The following is a 23,247-nucleotide window of genomic DNA, read 5'->3' on the forward strand; positions in this document are numbered from 1 at the left end:
CGCTGGGGGAGCCGGGAGTATGGCGCAGCGCCGCCCAGGTGAGGGCACGGCGGCTTGCAGTTTTTGACTTTCAAATTCAAATACGAATCATTCTCATACAATTCAGACTCTGACATCACCACCAGCCCAGCGGCCTGACCCATGCCCATCCTGAAACGCCCCAGGCGCAATGCCCTGTCCCTCCTGCTTTTCACAACCCTGGCCCTGCCCGGCGCCCGAGCCCAAACGGCGCAGCCCCCGCGCGAAGGCGAACCCGAAGCCGCGCTGAAGACCGTGACCGTACAGCAGGCCCGCGCCGACGGGTTTGTGCCCGAAACCGTGGAGGCCGGCACCTTCCGGGGCGCCTCGGTGATGGAGGTGCCCTCCACCGTCAACGTGGTCACCCGCGAGGTGCTGGAGCTGCAAGGGGCCAGCGGCCTGTACGACGCCCTGCGCAACACCGCCGGCGTGACGCGCCAGCAAAACGGTGGCGAGACCTGGGATCAGTTGGTGATCCGCGGCATGCCGGTGGAAAACCGCACCAACTACCGCCTCAATGGCTCGATGCCGATCATGAACTTTGCGCAGATCCCCATGGAGGACAAGGAGCGCGTCGAGGTGCTCAAGGGCGCCTCGGCGCTGTACTACGGCTTCACCTCGCCGGCAGGCGTGGTCAACTTTGTCACCAAGCGGGCCGGGGCCCAGCCGGTGAACTCGGTCGGCATCACGCTGGACAACCAGGGCCGGGCCATCGCCAGCGCCGAGATGGCGCGCCGCTTCGGCAGCGAGCAAGAGTTCGGTCTGCGCCTGAACGCAGCCGGCGGCTCGCTGGGCTCTTACCTGGAGAACACCGGCAAGGGCCAGCGGCGGTTTGCCTCGGCAGCACTGGATTGGCGGGTCAACAGCCGCCTGAAGCTGCAGGCCGACCTGTCTTATGACAAGCGCCAGACCAACGAACAGATCGGCATCAACCTGCCCACGGCCGTGAACGGCACGATCACCCTGCCGCACCCGGTGGATGCGCGCAAATTGGTGGCGCCCGCCAACACCGCGTTCGACACCGAGTCGAGCCTGGCGCAGTTGCGGGCTGACTACGCCCTCAGCGACCAATGGGCGCTGACGCTGGAGGCTGGCCATTCGCAAACCCTGCGCGACCGCAACCTGGCGATCTTCCGCTTCAACGACCAGGCCTCGATTGCCACCGGCGCCGGGCGCATCACCGGCAACAGCCAGCACCTGGCCGTGGGCTCAGACCTGCTGCGCGCCGAGCTGTTCGGCAGCGTGCAAGCCCTGGGCCTGCGCCATGAGCTGACCCTGGGCCTGAGCCGCACCGACAAAACACAAGACCCGGTCTACCAGCGCAGCTACAGCGTGGCGTCGCAAAACCTGTACAGCCCGGTACCGCTCACCAGCGTGGTCTGGGGCTCTTTACCCACCAGCCCCACCACCGCCGGGCTCAAGACCAGCGACACCGGGCTGTACGCCGTGGACCGCATCGAACTGCGCCCCGGCTGGCAGGTGATCGCGGGCCTGCGCCATACCCGCTACCGCAGCGAGCAGGGCACGGCCCTGTACGACGTGGCCAAAACCACCCCGATGGCCGCGCTGATCCACCAGATCACCCCGCAGGTCTCGGCCTACGCCAGCTACGCTCAGGGCCTTGAAGAAGGCGAGGCAGGCCCCACTGGAACGGTGAACCAGAACGTGCGCCTGGCCCCCGGCGTGAGCCGCCAGCAGGAGCTGGGCGTGCGCTGGCAGCGCCCGGCCGGCCTGCTGCTGTCGGCCGCGGTGTTCGACATCCGCCGGCCCGGCTACTACACCAACAGCAGCAACGTGTATGTGGCCGACGGCCAGCAGCGCTACCAGGGCCTGGAGCTGGCCGCTCAGGGGCCGCTCACACGTCAGTGGTCCTGGCAGGGCTCGGCCCAGTGGCTGGACCCGCGCTTTCAGCATGTGAGCAGCGCCTATGAAGGCAAGCTGCCCGAGAACGCCTCACGCCAGACGCTGAGCAACTTCGTGTCGTACAACGTACCCGCCCTGCCGGGCCTGTCGCTCAACGCCGGGGCCTATACCACCGGGCGCCGGCCGGTGAACGACCTGAACCAGGCCTGGCTGCCCGGCGTGACCCTGTACAGCCTGGGTGCCCGCTATGTGGACCGCACCCTGGGCCAACGCAGCACCTGGCAGGTCAACCTCGACAACGCAGCCGACAAACAGTACTGGGCCGCCGGTGGCACCCGCCTTGCCGCGGGTGCACCGCGCACATTGAAGGCCTCGTTGAAGGTGGAGTTCTGATCTGTCGACACAGGCCCGAAGGCATCGCCAGGCTCAGACCCTGCGCCCCTGCGCATCCACCACGGCCTGACCGTCTTCCTTGGTGAAGGCGGCCTGCTGGGGCTGAGGCAACAGATCCAGCACCCACTCGGAGGGCCGGCACAGGCGTGTGCCCAGGGGGCTGACCACGATGGGTCGGTTGATCAGGATGGGGTGGGCCAGCATGGCGTCCACCAGTTGGGCGTCGCTGATGCCGGGGGCATCCAGGCCCAGCTCCTTGAACACAGCCTCCTTGGTGCGCACCAGCTCGATCACCGGCTGGCCCGTGGCGGCGATCAGGGCCAGCAGTTGCGCGCGATCAGGTGGCGTCTTGAGGTAAAGGATGACCTCGGGCTCGACGCCGCTGTTGCGGATCATGGCCAGGGTGTTGCGCGAGGTTCCGCACGAGGGGTTGTGGTAAATGGTGATGTTGCTCATGGGCGGTATTGTTTCAAACTTGGGTGAAGCTGGGATGGCAGCGGTGCACAAGCCCGCCCGGCGCCTGAACAAATTCAGCCCCGTCTGCCTGGCAGGCCGCTCCGGCGTCCACAATCGCCTCCCATGAACCTGCGATTCGTCGAAGCTTTTCACTGGGCCGCCTCGCTCAAAAGCATCACCCGTGCGGCTGAGAAGCTGCACATCACGCAATCGGCCATGTCCAACCGCATTGCCTCGCTGGAGGAAGAGCTCGGCGTGGTGCTGCTGGACCGGCGCGAAAAGCAGTTCCGGCTCACGGTGGCCGGACAGCGATTCCAGCTGCATGCCCAACGCCTGCTGGAGCTGCAGCGCCAGGTCAAACAGGAGCTGGGCTCGGGCAGTGGCGGGCCGATGGCGCTGCGCATCGGGGCCATCGAATCGGTGGTCCACAGCTGGCTGCCGGGCTGGTTGCAGGAGGTGCGCCAGCAGCACCCCGACTTCGAGCTGGAGCTGACGGTGGAAACCTCGCCCGTGCTGGTCGACCAGATCCGGCGCGGCGCACAAGACCTGGTGTTCACCTCGATCGCGGGCAGTGACAGCGAGGTGCACACCCGGCTGATGCCGGCCATGGAGATGGTCTTCGTCGGCCACAAGGCGCTGCACGCGCAGGCCCGCTACACGCTGGCCGACCTGGCGCAGCACGATCTGATCACCTTTCAGCGCGGCTCTCAGCCCCACCAGAGCCTGCTGCAGCGCTTTCAGGAGGCGGGTCTGCCGGCCCCGCGCATCCATGCGATCTCATCGATTTCGGCGATGGTGCAGCTGGTGGAAGGGGGTTTTGGCATTGCCACCCTGCCCCGCGCCGCCACCCGCCACCTGTCGAGTCGCCTGTTGCTGCGCATCCTGCGCTCGGAGGTGACCTTGGCGCCCCTGCCCATCCACGCCAGCTACCGCGCCGACCCCGGCTCGGGGGTGGCCGAATCGGTGCTCGAATCGGCACAAGCCTACGTAGGCCGCACCAAGCCGGTACGCCGCAGCCGCGCCGGCGCCTGAAATGCACCAGCCTGGCGCACCGGGCCCCTGGGGTAAGTCCTGATGGCCTTGGCACGCATTTCGCAATATCGAGAATTCTCTCGGCGTCATCGATTTTTTCGATGACAAACACAGCAAATTTTGCGTTGGATTCAAGGCGCGGTGGCTTCCACAATCCGCCCCATCGCCACTGATCACGCCTGATGCGTGATGGCAACTGAAGACACGCACCATGAACAGCCCGAGCACCTCCGCCCAGACCCCCACCCCAGGCACCCTCCAACCGACCGCCCTGCCTGGCCCCGATGCCAGCGCCCTGACCGTGCGACTGGCCGCCCGCTCAGGCCGGCTGCAAGGCCACACCAGCGGCCTGGCCCGCGAGCACGTGCAGGTCAACCTGGCCATCCTGCCGCAAGCCCTGGCCGAGGACTTCAAGCGCTTTTGCGAACTCAACCCCACGCCCTGCCCGCTGCTGGCGGTGTCCGAACCGGGCTCGCCCGCCCTGCCCGCGCTGGGGCTGGACCTGGATGTGCGCACCGATGTGCCGCGCTACCACGTGTGGCGCCACGGTGAACGCGTGGCCGAGACCAGCGACTTGCGCGACTGGTGGCGCGACGACCTGGTGACCTTTGCGCTGGGCTGCTCGTTCTCGTTCGAGCACGCGCTGCTGGAGGCCGGCATCGCGCTGCGCCATGTCGAGCAAGGACTGAATGTGGCCATGTACCGCAGCAACATCCCGACCCGATCGGTCGGTGTGTTCCATGGCCCCACTGTGGTGTCCATGCGGCCGCTGAAGGCGGCCGACGCGATCCGGGCCGTGCAGATCACGGCCCGCACACCGCAGGTTCACGGCGCCCCCATCCACATCGGCGACCCGGCCCTGATCGGCATCGCCGACCTGACCCGACCCGACTACGGCGATGCCGTGGCCGTGCACGACGACGAGCTGCCCGTGTTCTGGGCCTGTGGCGTGACGCCTCAGGCTGCCATTGCAGCCGCACGTCCGGCCTTCTGCATCACGCATGCACCGGGCCACATGCTGGTCACCGACCGGCTGAACCGCGAGCTGCGGCAAGCGCACTGAGCGCCGCGGGCCTGGTGCCCGCCCCCTGTCCGAACCTTTCAGGCCCCAACGCCCAGTGCGCGGGGGCCGGGACCCGCACAACCCGGATTTTCTTCACCCTCCCTCAACCCTCAACCAGAACCTCACCATGTGGCTACAACAAACAACCCCTTCTGAGCGCCGCACGCTCACCGCCACCTTTGCCGGCTATGGCGTGGACGGCTTTGACTACATGATCTACACCTTCCTGATCCCCACGCTGCTGGCGGCCTGGAACATGAGCAAGGCCGAGGCCGGCTACATCGCCACCGGCGCCCTGCTGACTTCGGCCGTCGGCGGCTGGGCCGCCGGCGTGCTGGCCGACCGCTTCGGCCGGGTGCGGGTGCTGCAATGGACGGTGCTGTGGTTTGCGCTGTTCACCTTTCTGAGCGGCTTCACCAACTCCTTCGGCCAACTGTTCTTCACCCGCGCCATGCAGGGCTTCGGCATGGGCGGCGAATGGGCCGTGGGCTCGGTGCTGATCGCCGAGACCATCTCGGCGCGCCACCGCGGCAAGGCCGCCGGCCTGGTGCAAAGCAGCTGGGCCGTGGGCTGGGCGGCTTCGGCGCTGGCCTTCTGGGGCATGTACGCGGTGCTGCCGCCCGAACAGGCCTGGAAGGTGCTGTTCTGGATCGGCATTGCGCCCGCCGTGCTGATCCTGTACATCCGCCGCAACCTCGGTGAGCCCGAGGTGTTCCTGGCCGAGCAAGCCCGGCTGCGCGCCAGCGGCCAGCGCAGCAATTTCCTGCGCATCTTCCACCCCAGCCTGCTGCGCACCACCGTGCTGGCCAGCCTGCTGGCCACCGGCATGCAGGGCGCCTACTACTCGGTGACCACCTGGTTGCCCACCTTCCTGAAGACCGAGCGCCAGCTCTCGGTGCTGGGCACCAGCACCTACCTGCTGGTGCTGATCGCCGGCTCATTCGTGGGCTATCTGACCAGCGCCTGGCTGTCGGACGCCATCGGCCGTCGACGCTGCTTCATCTTGTTTGCCGCCATGGGCGCCGCCCTGGTGCTGAGCTACACCCAGATCCCGATCACCGACAGCCTGATGCTGGTGCTGGGATTTCCGCTGGGCTTCTTCCTGTCGGGCATCTTCTCGGGCATGGGGGCCTTCCTGTCGGAGCTGTTCCCCGGCGACGTGCGCGGCTCGGGCCAGGGCTTCAGCTACAACTTCGGCCGCGCCATCGGCGCCATCTGCCCGGCCCTGATCGGCCAACTGAGTGCCACCTTGCCCCTGGGCCAGACGATTGGCTGGATCTCGGCCTTCTGCTACGGCCTGGTGATCATCGCCGCCCTGGCACTGCCCGAAACCCAGGGCCGAGAACTGAGCCCCAGCGCCGCCCCGGCGCGCTGACCCCTTTCTGCCTATTTTTGACCGAGCACGAGCATGTCCTCCATGACCTCCCCACTTGAAAACCAGACCCCGAGCCACGCCAGCAACAACGCCCTGTGGGAGTTCTGGATCGACCGCGGCGGCACCTTCACCGACCTGGTGGGCCGCGACCCGGCCGGCGGCTTCCACACCCTGAAGATGCTGTCGGAAAACCCCGAGCAGTACCGGGATGCCGCGGTCGAGGGCATTCGCCGCCTGCTGGGCCTGCAGCCCGGCGAGGCCATCACGCCGCAGCGCGTGGCCTGCGTCAAGATGGGCACCACCGTGGCCACCAACGCACTGCTGGAGCGCAAGGGCGACCGCACCCTGCTGGTCACCACCCAGGGCTTTCGCGACGCCTTGCGCATCGCCAACCAGGCCCGCCCCAAGCTGTTTGCCCGGCACATCGAACTGCCTGAGCTGCTGTACGAGCGCGTGATCGAGGCCCAGGAGCGGGTGGATGCCGACGGCGGCCTGGTGCAGCCCCTGGACCAGGCCGCCCTGCGCCAGGCCCTGCAGACCGCCTTTGACGATGGACTGCGCGCCTGCGCCATTGTGCTCATGCATGGCTACCGCTATCCGCAGCACGAACTGCAGGCCGAGGCCCTGGCACGCGAAATCGGCTTCAGCCAGATCTCGGTGTCACACCGTGTGAGCCCGCTGATCAAGTTCGTGCCGCGCGGCGACACCACCGTGGTCGACGCCTACCTGTCGCCCATCCTGCGCCGGTATGTCGAGCAGGTGGCCCAGCAGATGCCGGGCGTGCCGCTTTACTTCATGCAAAGCTCGGGTGGCCTCACCGAGGCCCAACGCTTCCAGGGCAAGGACGCCATCCTGTCGGGCCCGGCAGGGGGCATCGTGGGCATGGTGCGCACCGCCGTGGCGGCCGGCCACGACAAGGTGATCGGCTTTGACATGGGCGGCACCTCGACCGACGTGAGCCACTATGCCGGGGAGTTCGAGCGCACCTTCGACACCGAGGTGGCCGGCGTGCGCATGCGCGCCCCCATGATGAGCATCCACACGGTGGCCGCAGGGGGTGGCTCCATCATCAGCTTCGACGGTGCCCGCCTGCGCGTGGGCCCCGAATCGGCCGGCGCCAACCCCGGCCCGGCCAGCTACCGGCGCGGCGGGCCGCTGGCCACCACCGATGCCAACGTGATGCTGGGCCGCATTCAGCCGCAGTGGTTTCCGCAGGTGTTCGGCCCGGCGGCCGACCAGCCGCTGGACCGCGGCGTGGTGCAACAACGCTTTGAAGCCATGGCCGTGGCCATGACCGCCGCCAGCGGCCGCCCCACCCACGCCGAAGAGGTGGCGGCCGGCGCGCTGCAGATTGCGGTGGGCAGCATGGCCAACGCGGTCAAGCGCATTTCGGTGGCCCGCGGCTATGACGTCACCACCTACACCCTGCAATGCTTTGGCGGCGCGGGGGGTCAACACGCCTGCCTGGTGGCCGATGCCCTGGGCATGACCCGGGTGCTGGCCCACCCGTTTGCAGGCGTGCTGTCGGCCTATGGCATGGGCCTGGCTGACCAGATCGCCCTGCGCGAAACCTCGATCGAATTGCCGCTGGACGCCGCGGGCCTGGCCGATGCCGCACGACAGGCAGCCACCCTGCAGGCCCAGGCCGAAGGCGAGCTGAGCAGCCAGGGCCTGGGTGCTCAGGCGCTGCAGACCCGCCTTCAACTGCAGCTGCGCTATGCCGGCACCGACACGGCCCTGCCCTGCCCCTGGGAGCCAGCGGCTGCGGCCCCCGAGGCCCTGACCGCGCTGCGCGAGCACTTCGAGACGGCTTACCGCCAGCGCTTTGCCTTTCTGATGCCCGAACGCGAGCTGGTGATCGAAGCGGTGAACGTGGAATGCACCCTGCCCGGCGTGAGCACCGCCGCGCCAACCCTGGCCCACGCCGCGGTTGAGCATGTGGCCAGCCTAGTCTCCAGCGTGCGCATGTACTGCCTGCAAGACGAGGCCCCCGCTGGCTGGCGCGACGCCGCCTTGTACCAACGCGAGGCCCTGGCCCCTGGCGCCACCCTGAACGGCCCGGCCGTGATCGCCGAGCGCAATTCGACCACCGTGGTCGAGCCCGGCTGGCGGGCGCAGATGGGCGCCGACGGCTGCCTGCTGCTGCAGCGCGTGTTGGCCCGCAGCACCGTGCACGCCGTGGGCACCCAGGTGGACCCGGTGATGCTGGAGGTGTTCAACAACCTGTTCATGAACATCGCCGAGCAGATGGGCCTGCGCCTGCAGAACACCGCCTACTCGGTCAACATCAAAGAGCGGCTGGACTTCAGTTGCGCGGTGTTCGACGCGGCTGGCCAGTTGATTGCCAATGCTCCGCACATGCCGGTGCACCTGGGCTCGATGAGCGAGTCGATCCGCAGCGTGGTCGAGCGCAACCCCGGCATGCAGCCCGGCAACGTGTACGTGCTCAACGACCCCTACCACGGCGGCACCCACCTGCCCGACATCACCGTGGTCACCCCGGTGTACCTGCAAGACGACGACGCCCGGCCCAGCTTCTTCGTGGCCTCGCGCGGGCACCATGCGGACGTGGGTGGTACCACGCCCGGCTCGATGCCGCCCTTCTCCAGCCGCATCGAAGAAGAAGGCGTGCTGATCGACAACTTCTTGCTGGTCGAGCGTGGCGTGCTGCGCGAAGCCGAGATGCTGGCCCTGTTGCAAAGTGGACCCTACCCCAGCCGCAACCCGGCACAGAACCTGGCCGATCTGCGCGCCCAGATCGCCGCCAACGAAAAGGGCACGCAAGAGCTCAAGGCCATGGTGGCCCGCTACAGCCGTGCCACGGTGGCCGCCTACATGCAGCACGTGCAGGACAACGCCGAAGAGTCGGTGCGCCGCGTGATCACGGCCCTGAAAGACGGCCAGTACACCTTGCCCCTGGACAACGGCGCACAGATCCAGGTGGCGGTGCGGGTGGACGCAGGGCGCCGCGCAGCGGTGGTCGACTTCAGCGGCACCAGCCGCCAGCTGCGCAACAACTTCAATGCCCCCAAGGCGATCACCATGGCGGCCGTGCTGTACGTGTTCCGCACCCTGGTGGACGACGCCATCCCGCTCAACGCGGGTTGCCTCAAGCCCATCGAGGTGATCGTGCCCGAAGGCTGCATGCTGAACCCGCGGGCCCCGGCGGCCGTGGTGGCCGGCAACGTCGAGACCTCCAGCTGCGTGACCAATGCCCTGTATGGCGCGCTGGGCGTGATGGCCGCGGCCCAGTGCACCATGAACAACTTCACCTTCGGCGATGCCGAGCACCAGTACTACGAGACCATCTCGGGTGGCTCGGGTGCGGGCCCCGGCTTTGCCGGGACCAGCGTGGTGCAGACCCACATGACCAACTCACGCCTGACCGACCCCGAGATCCTGGAGCTGCGCTACCCCGTGCGCCTGGAAACCTATGAGATCCGGGCCGGCTCGGGCGGCAAGGGCCAGTGGCAGGGCGGCAATGGCGGCAGCCGGCGGGTGCGCTTTCTGCGGCCGATGACGGCCTCGATCCTGAGCAACAACCGCCTGCAGGGTGCCTTTGGCGCTGCCGGGGGCCAGGCCGGCGAGCCGGGCTGCAACCGCGTGCTGCGGGCCGATGGCCGCACCGAGACCCTGGACCACATCGGCCAGGTCGAGATGGGCGTGGGCGATGTGTTCATCATCGACACCCCGGGCGGCGGCGGCTACGGCGCGCCCACCTCGGCTGCCACCGCTGGCGCAGCCCCCCAGGCCCAAGCCTTGACCACCGAGGCCTGACGGGCCGCGCCCCTGCCAACGGCCCCAGGGGCGCTGGCAGGGGCCATCTGCTCTCCCCCCATCCCACCGTCTGGAGTCGATCACCATGCCTACTTTGTCCCTGCGTCAAAAACTCTGGCTGCCGCTGGTGCTGGCCTGGCTCAGCCTGCTGGCCCTCAGCGTGTTCCATGCCTGGCAATCGCGTGAGCTGCAGTTCGAGGCCCGGCGCGCCGCGCTGGCCGACATCACCGACATGTCGCTGAGCCTGGTGCGTGACCTGGCCCGCCAGGCCAGCGAAGGGCAGCTCACCGAGGCCGAGGCACGCGAGCAGGCCCTGGCCCGCCTGGCCGCCCAGCGCTATGGCAAGGATGGTTATGTGACGGTGGTGGGTGCCGACTCGGTGATCGCCATGCACCCCATCAAACCCGAACTGAAGGGGCGCAACATGATCGCCTTCAAGGACGCCAAGGGCACGCCGCTGTACGTGAACATTGCCGCCGCAGGCGCCTCGGCCGAAGGCCACGGCTACGTGGACTATTGGTGGCCGCGCCCGCAAAGCGAGGCGCCCAGCCCCAAGATCGCCTGGGTGGTGCGCTTCAAGCCCTGGGACTGGGACCTGGTGGCCGGCGACTATGTGGACGACATCGAGCAGGGCTTTCACCACGCACTGCTGCAGTCGGGGGCCGCCCTGCTGGTGCTGGGCCTGCTGATGTCGGCCCTGAGCGCGGTGCTGGCGCGCAGCATCGAGCGGGCTGTGGGCGGCGAGCCAGCCCTGGTGGCCCGCCAGGCCCTGAGCATGGCCGAGGGCGACCTGGCCAGCGAACTCGCCCCCCGTGGCGCCCAAGCCCACAGCCTGGCCCATGCCGTGAACCACCTGCGCCTGCAGATGGGGCACAGCCTGGCCCAGGTTCGCGAAGCCACCACCACCATCGACCATGCGGCACGCGAAATCGCCCAGGGCAACCTTGACCTGTCGCAGCGCACCGAGGCCCAGGCCAGCGCCCTGCAACAGACGGCGGCCACCATGGACCAGTTCAGCACCACGGTGCAACACAACGCCGACAACGCCCGGCAGGCCAAACAACTCGCGCTGGACGCCTCCGAGGTGGCCAGCCGGGGCGGCAGCGTGGTGGCCCAGGTGGTGCACACCATGAAAGGCATCAACGACAGCTCGCGCCGCATCGGCGACATCATCGGCGTGATCGACAGCATCGCCTTTCAGACCAACATCCTGGCCCTGAACGCCGCCGTCGAGGCCGCCCGGGCCGGCGAGCAGGGCCGCGGCTTTGCCGTGGTGGCCAGTGAAGTTAGACAGCTGGCCGGCCGCAGCGCCGAGGCGGCACGCCAGATCAAGACCCTGATCCACACCAGCGTGGGCCAGGTGGCCGAGGGCAGCAGCCTGGTCGACCAGGCGGGCCAGACCATGGACGAGGTGGTGAGCGCCATCCGCCAGGTCAGCGAGATCGTGAGCCAGATCAGCGCCGCCAGCGCCGAGCAGAACGCGGGCGTAGGGCAGATCGGCCAGGCCATCAGCCAATTGGACGAAACCACCCAACAAAACGCCGCCCTGGTCGAAGAAGCCAGCGCGGCCACGCACTCGCTGGCGGCTCAGGTGAGCGTGCTGCGCGAGCAACTGGCCTTGTTCAGGCTGGGCCCGGTGGCGCCGTCGCAACCCTTGCGCCTGGCCAGGGCGTGACCCGCCCTCACACCCGCACCAAGGCCTCACGCAACTGATCAGCCAGGGCCGAGGCCCGCAGGCGACTGATGCGCTGCGCGTGCGCCACGATGCCCAGCGCACCGTCGGCGCAATCACCCAACGCAAAGCGCATGCCCACACCTGTCAGGCCCTGGGCGTGGATGTGAGAGTAGCCCTGCTGCCGGGTCTGCTGAACCCAGCGCCACAGGCGGGCTTCGCCGAGTTGCCATTGGGCGTACTCGCGGGCGTGCTGGGCCAGGTGCTGGCGGATCTGATCATCATCGAGTGCCGACAACAGCGCAAAGCTGGGAATGCCCAGGCCCAGCAGCTTGGTAGCGCCCACGTGGTCGGCAAAACTGCGGATCGGGGCCTCACCCTGTTCCAGGTGCAGGCAAAGGCTGTAGTCACCGGCCCGCACCACCAGGAACACCGGCGCCCCGCAACGCCGGGCCAGGGCTTTCATGGTAGGAGTCATGCGGGCGATCAGGGGCGAGTGCTGCATCGCCGCCAACCCCAGCGCCAAGGCCTGCAGGCCCAGGCCGTAGCGCTTGTCCTGCGCCCGCCGCGTGGCCAGCCCCAGGGCCTCCAGCGCCTTGATCATGCGGTGCACCGTGGTGCGGTCCAGCCCGCTGTGCGCCACCAGCTCGGCCATGCCCAGGCCTTGCGCCTGATGCTGGGCCAGCAGCGACAGCAGACCCGAGGCGCGTTGCAGACTTTGAGCGCCGGCCACACCCCTTCGGGCGGTCTCGATCGTCATGGTTTTCCCTTGAATGTGCATATTGTGAACATTTAAGAACTTCGAAATTGTCGCGCTCCAGGCCCTGCGCTGCAATCGACTCCGGCATCGAACCTTGCACACGGAGTCTTCATGAAACCCTTTGAGTCGCGGGCCGCCTTGAGCGGCCCGGTGTACGACCAACAGCGCAGCGGCATGCTGGCCCTGATCGAGCAGCTGCGCCAACTGGAGCAGCGCCCCGTGGCCGCCTCGGCCCGCTCGGCCGAGCGCTTTGCGCGCCGTGGCGCCCTGCTGCCACGCGAACGCCTGGCCCGCCTGCTGGACAGCGGGCAGCCTTTTCTGCCGCTGTGCAACCTGGCCGGCTACGGCATGGACGGCGAATCGCCCGAGCACAGCGTGCCAGGGGGCTCGCAGATCGCGGGCATCGGCGTGGTGGCCGGGGTGCGCTGCATGGTGGTGGTGACGGATTCAGGCATCCAGGCGGGCGCCCTGACCGAGGCCGGCAACCAGAAGCTGATGCGCTGTCAGGAGCTGGCCTTGCGCCACCGCCTGCCCTTTGTGCACCTGGTGGAATCGGCCGGCTCCAACCTGCGGCAGTACCGGGTGGAGAAGTTCATCCGGGGCGGCGCCCTGTTCTACAACCTGGCACGCCTGTCGGCGGCCGGCCTGCCCGTGATCACCGTGGTGCATGGGCCTTCGACCGCTGGCGGCGCCTACATGCCGGGCCTGTCTGACTATGTGGTGATGGTGCGCGAACAGGCCCGCGCCTACCTGGCCGGCCCGCCGCTGCTCAAGGCCGCCACCGGCGAAGTGGCCAGCGACGAAGAACTGGGCGGCACCGAGATGCACGCCAGCCAGAGCGGCCTGGCCGAGTATGTGGCCGAGGACGACGGGCATGCCGTGGAGATCGCGCGCGACATCGTGGCCAGCCTGCCCCTGCCGCGCGTGCCCCCGCCCGTTGCGTGGCCAGCCCCGCGGCTGAGCACCGACGACCTGGCCGGTGTGATGGCGCTGGCGCCGCGCCAGCCCATGGACATGCGCGAAGTGATCGCCCGCCTGACCGACGACTCATGCTGGATGGACTTCAAACCCGACTACGGCCCGGCCACGGTGTGCGGCCATGGGCCGCTGGAAGGCCATACGGTGGGCTTCATCAGCAACAACGGCCCGCTGGACCCGGCCGGGGCCACCAAGGCGGCCCAGTTCATCCAGCTGTGCGAGCAAGGCGGCGTGCCCCTGGTGTTTTTGCAGAACACCACCGGCTTCATCGTCGGCCGCGCCTCGGAGGAGGCCGGCATGATCAAGCACGGGGCCAAGCTGATCCAGGCCCTGTCAAACGCCTCGGTGCCACGCATCACCGTGATGTGCGGGGCCTCGTTCGGGGCCGGCAACTACGGCATGTGCGGGCGGGCCTTTCAGCCTGATTTCTGTTTTTCGTGGCCCAACGCGCGCACCTCGGTGATGGGGGGCGAGCAGGCCGCCATGACGCTGGAGATCGTGGCCCGCCAGAAGGCCGAACGCAGCGGCCAGCCCGCCGACGAGGCCGCGCTGGTCAAGCAAAAGGCCGAGATCGTGGCGCACTTCGATCGCCAGGCCAGCGCCTTCTACACCAGCGGCCACCTGCTGGACGACGGCGTGATCGACCCGCGCGACACCCGCGCCGTGCTGGCCCTGGCGCTGGCCACCCGGCGCGAGGCCGAACGCCACACGCCACGCGCCCTTCAATTCGGCGTCGCCCGATTCTGAGATCCGACATCTGAGACCTGAACCCGAGACGCCCCCGACACGGAGACACCCCATGATCTACACCCCCGCACACCAGGACCTGATGGACAGCCTGCGGCGCTTCATCAGCGCCGAAATCGACCCCCACGTGGACGAGTGGGAGGCGGCCGAGATTTTTCCGGCCCACGAACTGTTCGCCAAGATGGGGCGGCTGGGCTTTCTGGGCATCACCAAGCCCGAGGCCTTTGGCGGCCTGAACCTTGACTTCAGCTACGCGCTGGCCGCCTCCGAGGCCATGGGCCATGTGCGGGCCCAGGGCGTGGGCATGGCGGTGGGGGTGCAGACCAACATGGCCACACCGGCGCTGGCCAGCTTTGGCTCGGATGCCCTGCGCCATGAGTTCCTGGCCCCCGCCATCACCGGCGAGCAGGTGGCCTGCATCGGCGTCTCGGAGCAAGGCGCGGGCTCGGACGTGGCCTCGCTGCAGACCCGGGCCCGACGTGACGGTGACGACTACGTCATCAACGGCGCCAAGATGTGGATCACCAATGGCACCCAGGCCGACTGGATCTGCCTGCTGTGCAACACCTCGGACGGGCCCTCGCACAAAAACAAATCGCTGATCGTGGTGCCGCTGAAAGACGACAAGGGCCAGCGGGCCCGCGGCGTCAGCGTGCAGAAGATCCGCAAGTTCGGCATGTGGTCGTCCGACACCGCGCAGATTTTCTTTGACGAGGTGCGGGTGCCCGTGCGCCACCGCATCGGTGAAGAAGGCCTGGGCTTCATCTACCAGATGAAGCAGTTCCAGGAAGAGCGCCTGGACGGTGCGGCACGACGCCTGGCCGCCATGACGCTGATCCAGGAGACGGCCGACTACCTGCGTCAGCGCCAGGCTTTTGGCCGCCCGCTGCTGGACAACCAGTTCATCCAGTACAAGCTGGCCGAGCTGAAGACCGAGCTGGAGGCCCTGCGCGCCCTGACCTACATGGCCACCCACACCTACATCCACGGGGGCGATGTGGTGGAGCTGGCCTCGATGGCCAAGCTCAAGGCGGGGCGCCTGTCGCGCGAGATTGCCGAGTGGTGCATGCAGTTCCAGGGTGGCATGGGCTACACCTGGGACAACCCCGTGTCACGCGCCTACCGCGACTACCGGCTGGGCTCGATCGGAGGCGGCGCCGACGAGGTGATGCTGATGGTGATCGCCCGCCACATGGGCCTGATGGGGGCACGGTCATGAACACCCCCGAACCCGGCACCCTGCCGCTGACCCCGACACCCGCAACCAGCGACACCCCTTTGCGGGTTCGCGAACACCAGGGCGTGCTGTTTGCCACCCTCAACGATCCTGGCACCCGCAACGCACTCTCGCCCACGATGGTGCAGGCGCTGGACCAGGTGGTGCGCCAGGCGGGTGAACAGCTCGAATTGCGCGCCCTGGTGCTGCGCGGCAGCCAGGGCTTTTTCTGTGCCGGCGGGCATGTGGGCAGCTTTGAGCAACGCCTGAACACGCAGCAGGCCCAGCCCCCCGGTGGGGCCGACCCGGTGGCGGCCCGCAACCGCGAGTTCGGGCATTTCATGCAGCGCCTGGCCGCGCTGCCCGTGCCCGTGCTGGCCGTGGTCGAAGGGGCGGCCATGGGCGGCGGCCTGGGCCTGGCCTGTGCCGCCGACCTGGTGCTGGCGTGTTCGGACGCCCGTTTTGCCCTGAGCGAGACCGGCCTGGGCCTGATCCCGGCACAGATCGCCCCTTTTGTGGCGGCCCGCATCGGCGCCCCCGCGACCCGCCGCCTGGGCTTGACGGGCGAACGCGTGGCCGGCGAGCAGGCCCTGCGCCTGCAATTGGTGGATGAGCTGGCCGCCGACTCCGCCGCACTCAGCGCGCGCCTGGCCCATTGGCTCCAGCTCATTGGCCGCTGTGCGCCCGGCGCCAATCGCAGCCTCAAACCCCTGCTGGGCAGGCTGCCCGGCCAGACCGCCGACGTGCCGGCCTGGCTGGATCAGGCCGCGCTCACCTTCAGCACCTGCATGGCCCACGAAGGCCGCGAGGGCCTGGCCGCCTTGCGTGAGCGCCGCGCACCTGCCTGGCAGGTGCATTTCAGTGCCGAACAAGTCCATGCCCTGACCCTGCCGGAGGCCCCATGACCCCCTTCACCCCGCCGCTGCTGCGGCCCTTTCACACCGTGCTGGTGGCCAACCGCGGCGAGATCGCCCTGCGCATTCTGCGCACGGCACGCCGCCTGGGCTACGCCACCGTCGCGGTGTACTCCGAGGCCGACGCCGGCAGCCCGCATGTGCTGGCGGCCGATCAGGCCATCGCCATCGGGCCCGCCCCGGCGCGAGACTCCTACCTGAACATCGAGGCCTTGCTGCAGGCCGCCCGGGTCACCGGTGCCGACGCGGTGCACCCTGGCTACGGCTTTCTGGCCGAGAACGCCGAATTCGCCGAGGCCGTGGCCCAGGCCGGCCTGGTGTTTGTCGGCCCTCCGGCCCGGGCCATCCAGGCCATGGGCCACAAGGCGCAGGCCAAGCGCCTGGCCGAGGCTGCTCAGCTGCCCTGCATCCCGGGCTACCAGGGCGAGGACCAGAGCGATGCCGCCCTGCTGCGCGCCGCCACACAGTTGGGCTACCCCTTGATGGTCAAGGCCAGCGCCGGGGGTGGCGGGCGGGGCATGCGCCTGGTGCACAGCGCTGACGAGCTGCCCACGGCCCTGGCCTCGGCCCGCTCCGAGGCCCTGAGTGCCTTCGGCTCGGGCGAGCTGATCCTGGAGCGGGCCTTGCACCGCCCGCGTCACATCGAGATCCAGCTGCTGGCCGACGCCCATGGGCAGGTGCTGCACCTGGGCGAACGCGACTGCTCGGTACAACGACGCCATCAGAAGCTGATCGAAGAGTCACCCTCGCCCGCAGTGGATGCCGCTCTGCGCGAGCGCATGGGCCAGGCGGCGGTGCGCGGTGCCCAGGCCATCGGCTACCTGGGCGCCGGCACCATGGAGTTCTTGCTGGATGCGGACGGGCAGTTCTACTTCATGGAGATGAACACCCGGCTGCAGGTGGAGCATGCGGTGACCGAGGCGGTGACCGGCCTTGACCTGGTGGAATGGCAGTTGCGCATCGCAGCCGGCGAGGCGCTGGAGCTGCGCCAGCAAGACCTGCGCTGGCACGGCCATGCCATCGAGGTGCGGCTGACCGCCGAAGACGTGCCCGCCGGTTTTCTGCCCCAGACCGGCCCGGTGCTGCGCTGGCACGACCCGGCCACCGATTGGCCGGTTCGGGTGGACCATGCCCTGGCCGAGGGCGCGCTGGTGTCGCCCCATTACGACTCGATGGTGGCCAAGCTGATCGCCCACGGCCGCACCCGCGAGGAGGCCCGGCGCAAGCTGCTCAACGCCGTGCGCCATTGCGTACTGCTGGGCGTGCCCAGCAACCAGGGCTTTCTGGCCGACTGCCTGGCCGATCCCGTGTTTGCGGACGGCAGCGCCGTGCACACGGGCTTTGTGGCCGAGCGCTTCGGCCTGTCCCCGCGCCCGCCGGCCTTGCCCGGGGCCACCCTGGCCCTGACGGCCTTCGCAGCGCTGATGCACCCGAGCCACAGCCCCGGCCCAGGCCAGTTGCTGAACCCGCCGCCCCTGGCCGGAGCCGGCTTGGGCCAGACGATCACCTTGCAACAAGGCAGCCAGCGCTGGCGCTGGCGACTGCAGGCCCAGGGCGGCGACTGGCAGCTGCAGGGCGAGCGCTTGTTCTCGCCTTCCGCCCCCGGCGACTTCGCCCCCCTGGGGCCCTGGCGCCTGCGCGGCGCTGCCTGGACCGACGCCACCCGCAGGGGACTGCAGGCCGAACTGGACGGCCGCCTGGAGCGCGTCTGGCTGGCCCCCCAAGACAGCACCTGGCATGTGTTCCACCAAGGCCGGGCCTGGGCCCTGGAACAGGTGAGCGAGCGCCGTGAGCGCGCCGCCCCCACCCCCAGCGGGCGGGTGCACGCCCCCCTGGGGGCCCGGGTACTGGCCGTGGCCGTGCAAGCCGGCGATCGGGTGCAGGCCGGACAGAAGCTGGTGGTCCTGGAGGCCATGAAGATGGAGCATGTGCTGCTGGCACCCTGCGATGGCGTGGTGGCCGAGCTGGCCGTGCAAGCCCAGACCCAGACCCGCAAAGGCGCGTTGTTGATGCGCATCGAGGAGGCGTCAGCATGAGCGAACCCACACGGCCCCACCCTCGGTCATCGCGCCGGGTGCGCATTGGCGGCGCCAGCGGCTTCTGGGGCGATTCGGCCCTGGCCACACCGCAGTTGCTGGCCGTACCCGGCCTGCAGTACCTGGTGTATGACTACCTGGCCGAGACCACGATGGCGATTCTGGCCCGGGCCCGCCGCAAGCGCCCCGAGTTGGGCTATGCCACTGATTTTGTGCACGACGCGATGGCCCCGCACCTGGCACAGCTGCTGGCCCAGGGCGTGCGCGTGGTGGCCAACGCCGGCGGCCTGAACCCCCAGGGTTGCGCCGACGAACTGGCCCGGATCGCGGCACAGCAAGGGCTGCGGCCCCGCATCGCCGTGCTGCTGGGCGACGACCTGATGCCGGCGTTGCACCGGGCAGCCACCGACCAAGGCAGCGCCCCGGCCTGGCACGACCTGCAAGGGCAGCCCCTGCCCAAGGCACTGATCTCGGCCAACGCCTATGTAGGTGCTCAGGGCATCGCACTGGCCCTGGACCAGGGCGCCGACATCGTGGTGACCGGGCGCTGCGTGGACAGCGCGGTGGTGCTGGGCGTGCTGGCTCATGAGTTTGGCTGGTGCTGGGACGACTGGGACCGGTTGGCCGCCGCCACCCTGGCCGGCCACGTGATCGAATGCGGCGCCCAGGCCACCGGGGGCCTGTTCACCGATTGGCAGCAGGTGCCCGACTGGGCCGGCATCGGTTACCCGGTGATCGACGTGGCCGAAGACGGGTCGTTCGAACTCGGCAAGCCAGCGGGCACCGGCGGGCTGATCCACCCCGGCGCCGTGGCCGAACAGGTGCTGTACGAAGTGGGCGACCCGGCCCACTACCTGATGCCCGACGTGAGTTGCGACTTTCGCCAGGTGCAGGTACGGGCCCTGTCGGCCGACCGGGTGGCCGTGAGCGGTGCGCGCGGGCGCCCACCGACCGACACCTACAAGGCCAACGGCACCTGGCAGCAGGGCTACCAGATCCAGGTGCTGATGGCCATCCGGGGCATCGAGGCGCCAGCCAAGGCCCGCAAGACCGCCGAGGCCTTGCTGCTGCGCACCCGGCGGCAACTGGCCCAGGCCGGCCTGGACGACTACAGCGAGACGGCCGTCGAACTGCTGGGCTGCGAAGCCCTGTACGGCCCGCAACGCCAGATGCTGCCCACCCGCGAGGTGGTGCTGCGACTGGCGGCCCGCCATGCCGAGGCCCGGGGATTGGTGTATCTGCAGCGCGAGTGCGCCTCGGCCGGTACCTCGATGGGGCCGGGCACACGCTCGTCTTTCTCGGGCCGGGCCGAAATCCAGCCGGTGATCCAGGTGCTGTCCTTTCTGGTGCCCAAGACCGAGGTGGCGCTGCAACTGCGCCTGGGTGATCAGACCTGGCCCGTGCCGCCCGGGCCGGTGGCAGCGGCGCAGCCTGCCGCGCCCCTGGACGCCGCACAGCGCCCGGATGACCCGGTGGGCGATCCGTTGAACGACGATGGGCCTCCGGGCCCGTTGGTGAGCGTGCCGCTGCTGCGCCTGGCCTGGGCCCGCAGTGGCGACAAGGGCGACGACGAGAACATTGGCGTGATCGCCCGCCAGGCGCGCTACCTGCCCCTGCTGCGGGCCCAGTTGACGGCCGAGGTGGTGCGGCACTGGCTGGCCCACCTGGTGCAGGGCCCCGTGGAGCGCCATGAAGTGCCCGGCCTGCAGGCTTTCAATTTTGTGCTGCACCAGGCCCTGGGCGGCGGCGGGGTGTGCAGCCTGCGCTCTGACCCGCTGGGCAAATCATTTGCCCAGATGCTGCTGGACTGCCCCCTGCAAGTGCCAGCCGCCTGGCTCGATTGAGCCGCCCCCCGGCCCAGCCCCATGAACACCCCGGAGACCCGCATGACCTTGACCCACCAGGCCCCGCAAGGCCGACACACCCCATCCGGCCGCGGCCGCCGCCTGGCCCTGGGCGGGGCCCTGGCCCTGCTGACCACCCTGCAGGCCGTGGGCCTCCCGCTGCCCGCCCGGGCCCAGGAAAGCTACCCCAGCAAGCCGATCCGCGTGGTGGTGCCCTACCCGCCCGGCGGCGTGTCGGACGCGGTCACCCGCACGGTGATGCAAAAGCTGGCCGAGCGGCTGAACAACCCCATCGTGGTGGACAACCAGGCCGGCGCCAACGGGCAGATCGGTTCGGCCGCGGTGGCCCGAGCCGCACCCGACGGCTACACCTTGCTGGTGGTGGTGGCGGCGCACGCCATCAACCCCAGCCTGTACACCCGCATGAGCTACGCCCCGCTGAGCGAGCTGACAGGGGTGAGTCTGTTCGGCCACATCCCCTTGCTGCTGGTGTCCAGCGCCAAGGTGCCCGCCAGCCAGCTCAAGGACCTGGTGGCCTGGGGCCAGGCCCACCCGGGAGCGCTGACCTTTGCCTCCAGCGGCACCGGCTCAGGCGCGCATCTGGTGGGCGAGCTGTTTGCCCAGACCGTGGGCCTGCCCATGACCCACGTGCCCTACAAGGGCATTGCACCGGCGCTGCCCGATCTGTTCTCGGGCCAGGTGTCGATGATTTTCGACTCGGTGCAGACCATGGGGCCCCACGTGAAGGCCGGCAAGCTCAATGCCCTGGCCATGACCAGCGCGCAGCGCTGGCCCGGCGCCCCCGAGGTACCCACCCTGGCCGAGCTGGGCTACCCCAGCCTTACCACGGGCAGCTGGATCGGCCTGCTGGCGCCGGCCAAAACGCCCAAGCCGGTGTTGCAGCGCCTGGCGGCCGAAACCCAGAAGGTGCTGGATGCGCCCGAGATGCGGCAAAAGCTGATCGACTACGGCATCGACCCGGTGGGAGGCACCCCGGCGCAGTTCGACGCCTTCATCCGCAGCGAGGCAGCACGCTGGGCCCAGGTGGTGCAGCAAGCCCATATCCACCTCGACTGATCCCCGGGAACCACGATGACCCCCTCCATCCTGCAGCAGATCAAGGTGCTGGACCTGACCCGCGTGGTGGCCGGCCCCATGGCCACCCAGATGCTCGCCGACCTGGGCGCCACGGTCTACAAGATCGAGAAGCCCGGTGAAGGCGACGACACCCGCCGCATGGGCCCATTTGTGACGCTGACCCCGCCCGAGGGCGGCCCGGCGCGCACCGAATCAGCCGCCTACCACGCCTACAACCGGGGCAAGCAATCGGTCACCCTGGACCTGGCCTCCCCCCAGGGCGCCGCGCTGGCCCAGGCCCTGGCGCTGCGCTGTGATGTGGTGATTGAAAACTACAAGGTGGGCGCGCTGGCCCGCTACGGGCTGGACGCAGCCACGCTGCGGGCGCAGCAGCCCGGGCTGATCTATTGCTCGATCACCGGCTTTGGGCAGACCGGGCCCTATGCCACCCGGCCGGCCTACGACTTCATCACCCAGGGTCTGGCCGGGCTGATGAGCACCTGCGGCGAGGGCGACGGCCCCCCCATGCGCACCGCCATCCCGATCACCGATGCGGTGACGGGCCTGTACGCCACCGTGGGCATCGTCAGCGCGCTGTACCACCGCCAATTGACGGGCCAGGGCCAGACCCTGGACATGGCCTTGCTGGACGCCTCGGTGGCGCTCAACGGCCACCTGGCTCAAGGCTACCTGATGGGCGCCCGGGTGCCGCACCGCGCCGGCAATACGAACCCCATCGCCGCGCCCTCCGAGGTCTTTGCCTGCGCCGATGGCGAGCTGATCGTGGCGGCCGGCAACAACCTGCAATTCAAGGCCCTGACCGAAGCGCTGGGCCGGCCCGAGTTGGCCGCCGACCCGCACTTTGCCAGCAACACCGAGCGCATCGAACACCGCGAGGCCCTGCGCCAACAACTGGCCCCCGCCATCGCCCGCTACACCCGGGGCGAACTCAGCGATCTGATGGCGCGCAGCGGGGTGCCCAGCGGCCCCATCAACCGCATCGACGAGGTGTTTGCCGACCCGCAGGTACAACACCGCGAGTTGGTGCAGCAACTGGGTGATGAGGGCGACGCACCCGGCGCAGGCTACCCCGTGATCCGCAGCCCGCTGCGATTTTCAAACACGCCGGTGCACCACGCGCCCTCGCCTGGCTTGGGGCAGCACACAGAGCAGGTGCTGCAAGGCGAGCTGGGCCTGTCCGCCCAGGAGGTGGCGCAGCTGCGTTCGCGGGGGGTGATTTAACGGACGGCCCCGCCCTCAAGCCACCTGCAAACCCAGCGCCGCCACCAGGGCCACCGCCTGGCGCACCGAGATCGTGGCGCCCTTGAACAGGGCCAGGTTGCCCGGTTGCAGGCCGCCCAGGTCCACCTCGCGCAGATCAGCCCCTTCAAAGCGGGCCTGTTTGAGGTGGGCATCGCGCAGGCTGCCGCCCTCGAACACCGCGTCGCGGAAGTCGCTGCCCGACAGATCGGCCTCGGAGAAGTCGATCTGCTCCAGGCGCTGCTTGCGAAACGAGAAACCCCGCAGGGTCGCGGCCACCAACAGGGTGTCGCGAAAGCCCAGGCCCAGCGAGCTGTTGTCGGCAAAGCGCGCCCCCGTGAGCTTGACACTGGCAAAGCTGGCCGAGGCCAGCTTGGCCCGACCCCACTCGGTGTTATTGAGGTCGCAGCCCACAAAGCGGGCATCGCTCAGGTCGGCCAGCCCGAAGTCGGCCTGCCTGGCGCGGCACCCCGACCATTGGCTGCCCTGCAATTGAGCCCGGGTGAAGTCGGTCTCGGCCAATTGACAGTCGATGAAAGCGGCCTGCCCGAGCGCGAGCTGAGCCAGATCCTGCTGATCAAAATCGCAGCGCTCAAAGCGCAAAGCGGCCCCATTCGCAGCCCGCAAAAGGGCCTGGACCTCATCGCGGCCCAAGCGCAGATCACAAAAGGTGGTGTGTGACGCAGGGAGGGGTTCAGAGGCAAACAACTCGGGCTGGTGCATGGCAGGTGACGGTGGCGCACAGAAGCAAAAAGGGCCACAGCTT

The 23,247-nt window shown here is 69.0% G+C and carries 16 protein-coding genes; 13 read left to right on the forward strand and 3 right to left on the reverse strand.

What is annotated here, in order from left to right; all coding sequences use genetic code 11:
- Positions 1 to 141: 141 nt before the first annotated feature.
- A complete protein-coding gene (locus AC07PT_RS15290) occupies positions 142 to 2,274 on the forward strand; it encodes a TonB-dependent siderophore receptor (RefSeq protein WP_494657167.1) in 2,133 nt (710 codons plus the stop codon).
- Between the two features lie 33 nt (positions 2,275 to 2,307).
- On the opposite strand, the gene arsC is transcribed toward AC07PT_RS15290, so the two are convergent.
- Positions 2,308 to 2,730: an arsenate reductase (glutaredoxin) gene (gene arsC / locus AC07PT_RS15295; protein ID WP_492347673.1), complete on the reverse strand. Its 423-nt coding sequence runs from the start codon at positions 2,728 to 2,730 to the stop codon at positions 2,308 to 2,310.
- A 123-nt stretch (positions 2,731 to 2,853) separates the two neighbouring features.
- On the opposite strand from arsC, the gene AC07PT_RS15300 reads away from it, so the two are divergent.
- The 5 genes from AC07PT_RS15300 to AC07PT_RS15320 all read left to right on the forward strand — a co-directional run bounded on the left by AC07PT_RS15300 (position 2,854) and on the right by AC07PT_RS15320 (position 11,652).
- Positions 2,854 to 3,762 carry a LysR family transcriptional regulator gene (locus AC07PT_RS15300; RefSeq protein WP_492347672.1) on the forward strand — a complete coding sequence of 303 codons (909 nt, stop codon included), beginning with the start codon at positions 2,854 to 2,856 and terminating at the stop codon, positions 3,760 to 3,762.
- A gap of 211 nt (positions 3,763 to 3,973) precedes the next feature.
- On the forward strand, positions 3,974 to 4,825 hold the full coding sequence (locus AC07PT_RS15305; RefSeq protein ID WP_494657168.1) for a putative hydro-lyase: 852 nt from the start codon (positions 3,974 to 3,976) through the stop codon (positions 4,823 to 4,825).
- 127 nt (positions 4,826 to 4,952) lie between these two features.
- Positions 4,953 to 6,200, forward strand: coding sequence for an MFS transporter (locus AC07PT_RS15310; protein ID WP_494657169.1), 1,248 nt, complete (start codon positions 4,953 to 4,955; stop codon positions 6,198 to 6,200).
- Positions 6,201 to 6,242: 42 nt separating this feature from the next.
- A complete protein-coding gene (locus AC07PT_RS15315) occupies positions 6,243 to 9,977 on the forward strand; it encodes a hydantoinase B/oxoprolinase family protein (protein WP_494657170.1) in 3,735 nt (1,244 codons plus the stop codon).
- A gap of 85 nt (positions 9,978 to 10,062) precedes the next feature.
- Positions 10,063 to 11,652: a methyl-accepting chemotaxis protein gene (locus tag AC07PT_RS15320; protein WP_494657171.1), complete on the forward strand. Its 1,590-nt coding sequence runs from the start codon at positions 10,063 to 10,065 to the stop codon at positions 11,650 to 11,652.
- A 7-nt stretch (positions 11,653 to 11,659) separates the two neighbouring features.
- Here AC07PT_RS15320 and AC07PT_RS15325 read toward each other — a convergent pair whose 3' ends face one another.
- Complete coding sequence (locus tag AC07PT_RS15325) at positions 11,660 to 12,409, reverse strand: IclR family transcriptional regulator (protein WP_494657172.1); 750 nt, start codon at positions 12,407 to 12,409, stop codon at positions 11,660 to 11,662.
- A 111-nt stretch (positions 12,410 to 12,520) separates the two neighbouring features.
- Between AC07PT_RS15325 and AC07PT_RS15330 the strand changes: the two genes are divergently transcribed.
- From AC07PT_RS15330 to AC07PT_RS15360, 7 genes are read left to right on the forward strand one after another with little or no spacing between them, the layout of a single operon-like run.
- On the forward strand, positions 12,521 to 14,134 hold the full coding sequence (locus AC07PT_RS15330; RefSeq protein WP_494657173.1) for an acyl-CoA carboxylase subunit beta: 1,614 nt from the start codon (positions 12,521 to 12,523) through the stop codon (positions 14,132 to 14,134).
- 52 nt (positions 14,135 to 14,186) lie between these two features.
- Positions 14,187 to 15,353, forward strand: a complete 1,167-nt coding sequence (locus tag AC07PT_RS15335; protein WP_494657174.1) for an acyl-CoA dehydrogenase family protein — start codon at positions 14,187 to 14,189, stop codon at positions 15,351 to 15,353.
- A complete protein-coding gene (locus AC07PT_RS15340; protein ID WP_494657175.1) occupies positions 15,350 to 16,255 on the forward strand; it encodes an enoyl-CoA hydratase/isomerase family protein in 906 nt (301 codons plus the stop codon). Before AC07PT_RS15335 ends, AC07PT_RS15340 begins: the two co-directional genes overlap by 4 nt.
- Entirely contained in the window at positions 16,252 to 18,300 is a 2,049-nt protein-coding gene (locus AC07PT_RS15345; protein WP_494657176.1) for an acetyl/propionyl/methylcrotonyl-CoA carboxylase subunit alpha, read from the forward strand. Before AC07PT_RS15340 ends, AC07PT_RS15345 begins: the two co-directional genes overlap by 4 nt.
- Positions 18,297 to 20,144: an acyclic terpene utilization AtuA family protein gene (locus AC07PT_RS15350; protein WP_494657177.1), complete on the forward strand. Its 1,848-nt coding sequence runs from the start codon at positions 18,297 to 18,299 to the stop codon at positions 20,142 to 20,144. The genes AC07PT_RS15345 and AC07PT_RS15350 overlap by 4 nt, the downstream gene beginning before the upstream one ends.
- A gap of 42 nt (positions 20,145 to 20,186) precedes the next feature.
- Positions 20,187 to 21,221, forward strand: a complete 1,035-nt coding sequence (locus tag AC07PT_RS15355; protein WP_494657178.1) for a tripartite tricarboxylate transporter substrate binding protein — start codon at positions 20,187 to 20,189, stop codon at positions 21,219 to 21,221.
- 15 nt (positions 21,222 to 21,236) lie between these two features.
- Positions 21,237 to 22,463: a CaiB/BaiF CoA transferase family protein gene (locus AC07PT_RS15360; RefSeq protein WP_494657179.1), complete on the forward strand. Its 1,227-nt coding sequence runs from the start codon at positions 21,237 to 21,239 to the stop codon at positions 22,461 to 22,463.
- 15 nt (positions 22,464 to 22,478) lie between these two features.
- On the opposite strand, the gene AC07PT_RS15365 is transcribed toward AC07PT_RS15360, so the two are convergent.
- Complete coding sequence (locus AC07PT_RS15365) at positions 22,479 to 23,204, reverse strand: pentapeptide repeat-containing protein (RefSeq protein ID WP_494657180.1); 726 nt, start codon at positions 23,202 to 23,204, stop codon at positions 22,479 to 22,481.
- Positions 23,205 to 23,247 lie beyond the last annotated feature (43 nt).

The sequence above is a fragment of the Curvibacter sp. GW821-FHT09D12 genome, from assembly GCF_059416245.1.

Bases quoted from the DNA above. Each gene is read 5' to 3' on its own strand.
- AC07PT_RS15290 (WP_494657167.1), top strand. From the start codon at position 142: ATGCCCATCCTGAAACGCCCCAGGCGCAATGCCCTGTCCCTCCTGCTT.
- arsC (WP_492347673.1), bottom strand. From the start codon at position 2,730: ATGAGCAACATCACCATTTACCACAACCCCTCGTGCGGAACCTCGCGC.
- AC07PT_RS15300 (WP_492347672.1), top strand. From the start codon at position 2,854: ATGAACCTGCGATTCGTCGAAGCTTTTCACTGGGCCGCCTCGCTCAAA.
- AC07PT_RS15305 (WP_494657168.1), top strand. From the start codon at position 3,974: ATGAACAGCCCGAGCACCTCCGCCCAGACCCCCACCCCAGGCACCCTC.
- AC07PT_RS15310 (WP_494657169.1), top strand. From the start codon at position 4,953: ATGTGGCTACAACAAACAACCCCTTCTGAGCGCCGCACGCTCACCGCC.
- AC07PT_RS15315 (WP_494657170.1), top strand. From the start codon at position 6,243: ATGACCTCCCCACTTGAAAACCAGACCCCGAGCCACGCCAGCAACAAC.
- AC07PT_RS15320 (WP_494657171.1), top strand. From the start codon at position 10,063: ATGCCTACTTTGTCCCTGCGTCAAAAACTCTGGCTGCCGCTGGTGCTG.
- AC07PT_RS15325 (WP_494657172.1), bottom strand. From the start codon at position 12,409: ATGACGATCGAGACCGCCCGAAGGGGTGTGGCCGGCGCTCAAAGTCTG.
- AC07PT_RS15330 (WP_494657173.1), top strand. From the start codon at position 12,521: ATGAAACCCTTTGAGTCGCGGGCCGCCTTGAGCGGCCCGGTGTACGAC.
- AC07PT_RS15335 (WP_494657174.1), top strand. From the start codon at position 14,187: ATGATCTACACCCCCGCACACCAGGACCTGATGGACAGCCTGCGGCGC.
- AC07PT_RS15340 (WP_494657175.1), top strand. From the start codon at position 15,350: ATGAACACCCCCGAACCCGGCACCCTGCCGCTGACCCCGACACCCGCA.
- AC07PT_RS15345 (WP_494657176.1), top strand. From the start codon at position 16,252: ATGACCCCCTTCACCCCGCCGCTGCTGCGGCCCTTTCACACCGTGCTG.
- AC07PT_RS15350 (WP_494657177.1), top strand. From the start codon at position 18,297: ATGAGCGAACCCACACGGCCCCACCCTCGGTCATCGCGCCGGGTGCGC.
- AC07PT_RS15355 (WP_494657178.1), top strand. From the start codon at position 20,187: ATGACCTTGACCCACCAGGCCCCGCAAGGCCGACACACCCCATCCGGC.
- AC07PT_RS15360 (WP_494657179.1), top strand. From the start codon at position 21,237: ATGACCCCCTCCATCCTGCAGCAGATCAAGGTGCTGGACCTGACCCGC.
- AC07PT_RS15365 (WP_494657180.1), bottom strand. From the start codon at position 23,204: ATGCACCAGCCCGAGTTGTTTGCCTCTGAACCCCTCCCTGCGTCACAC.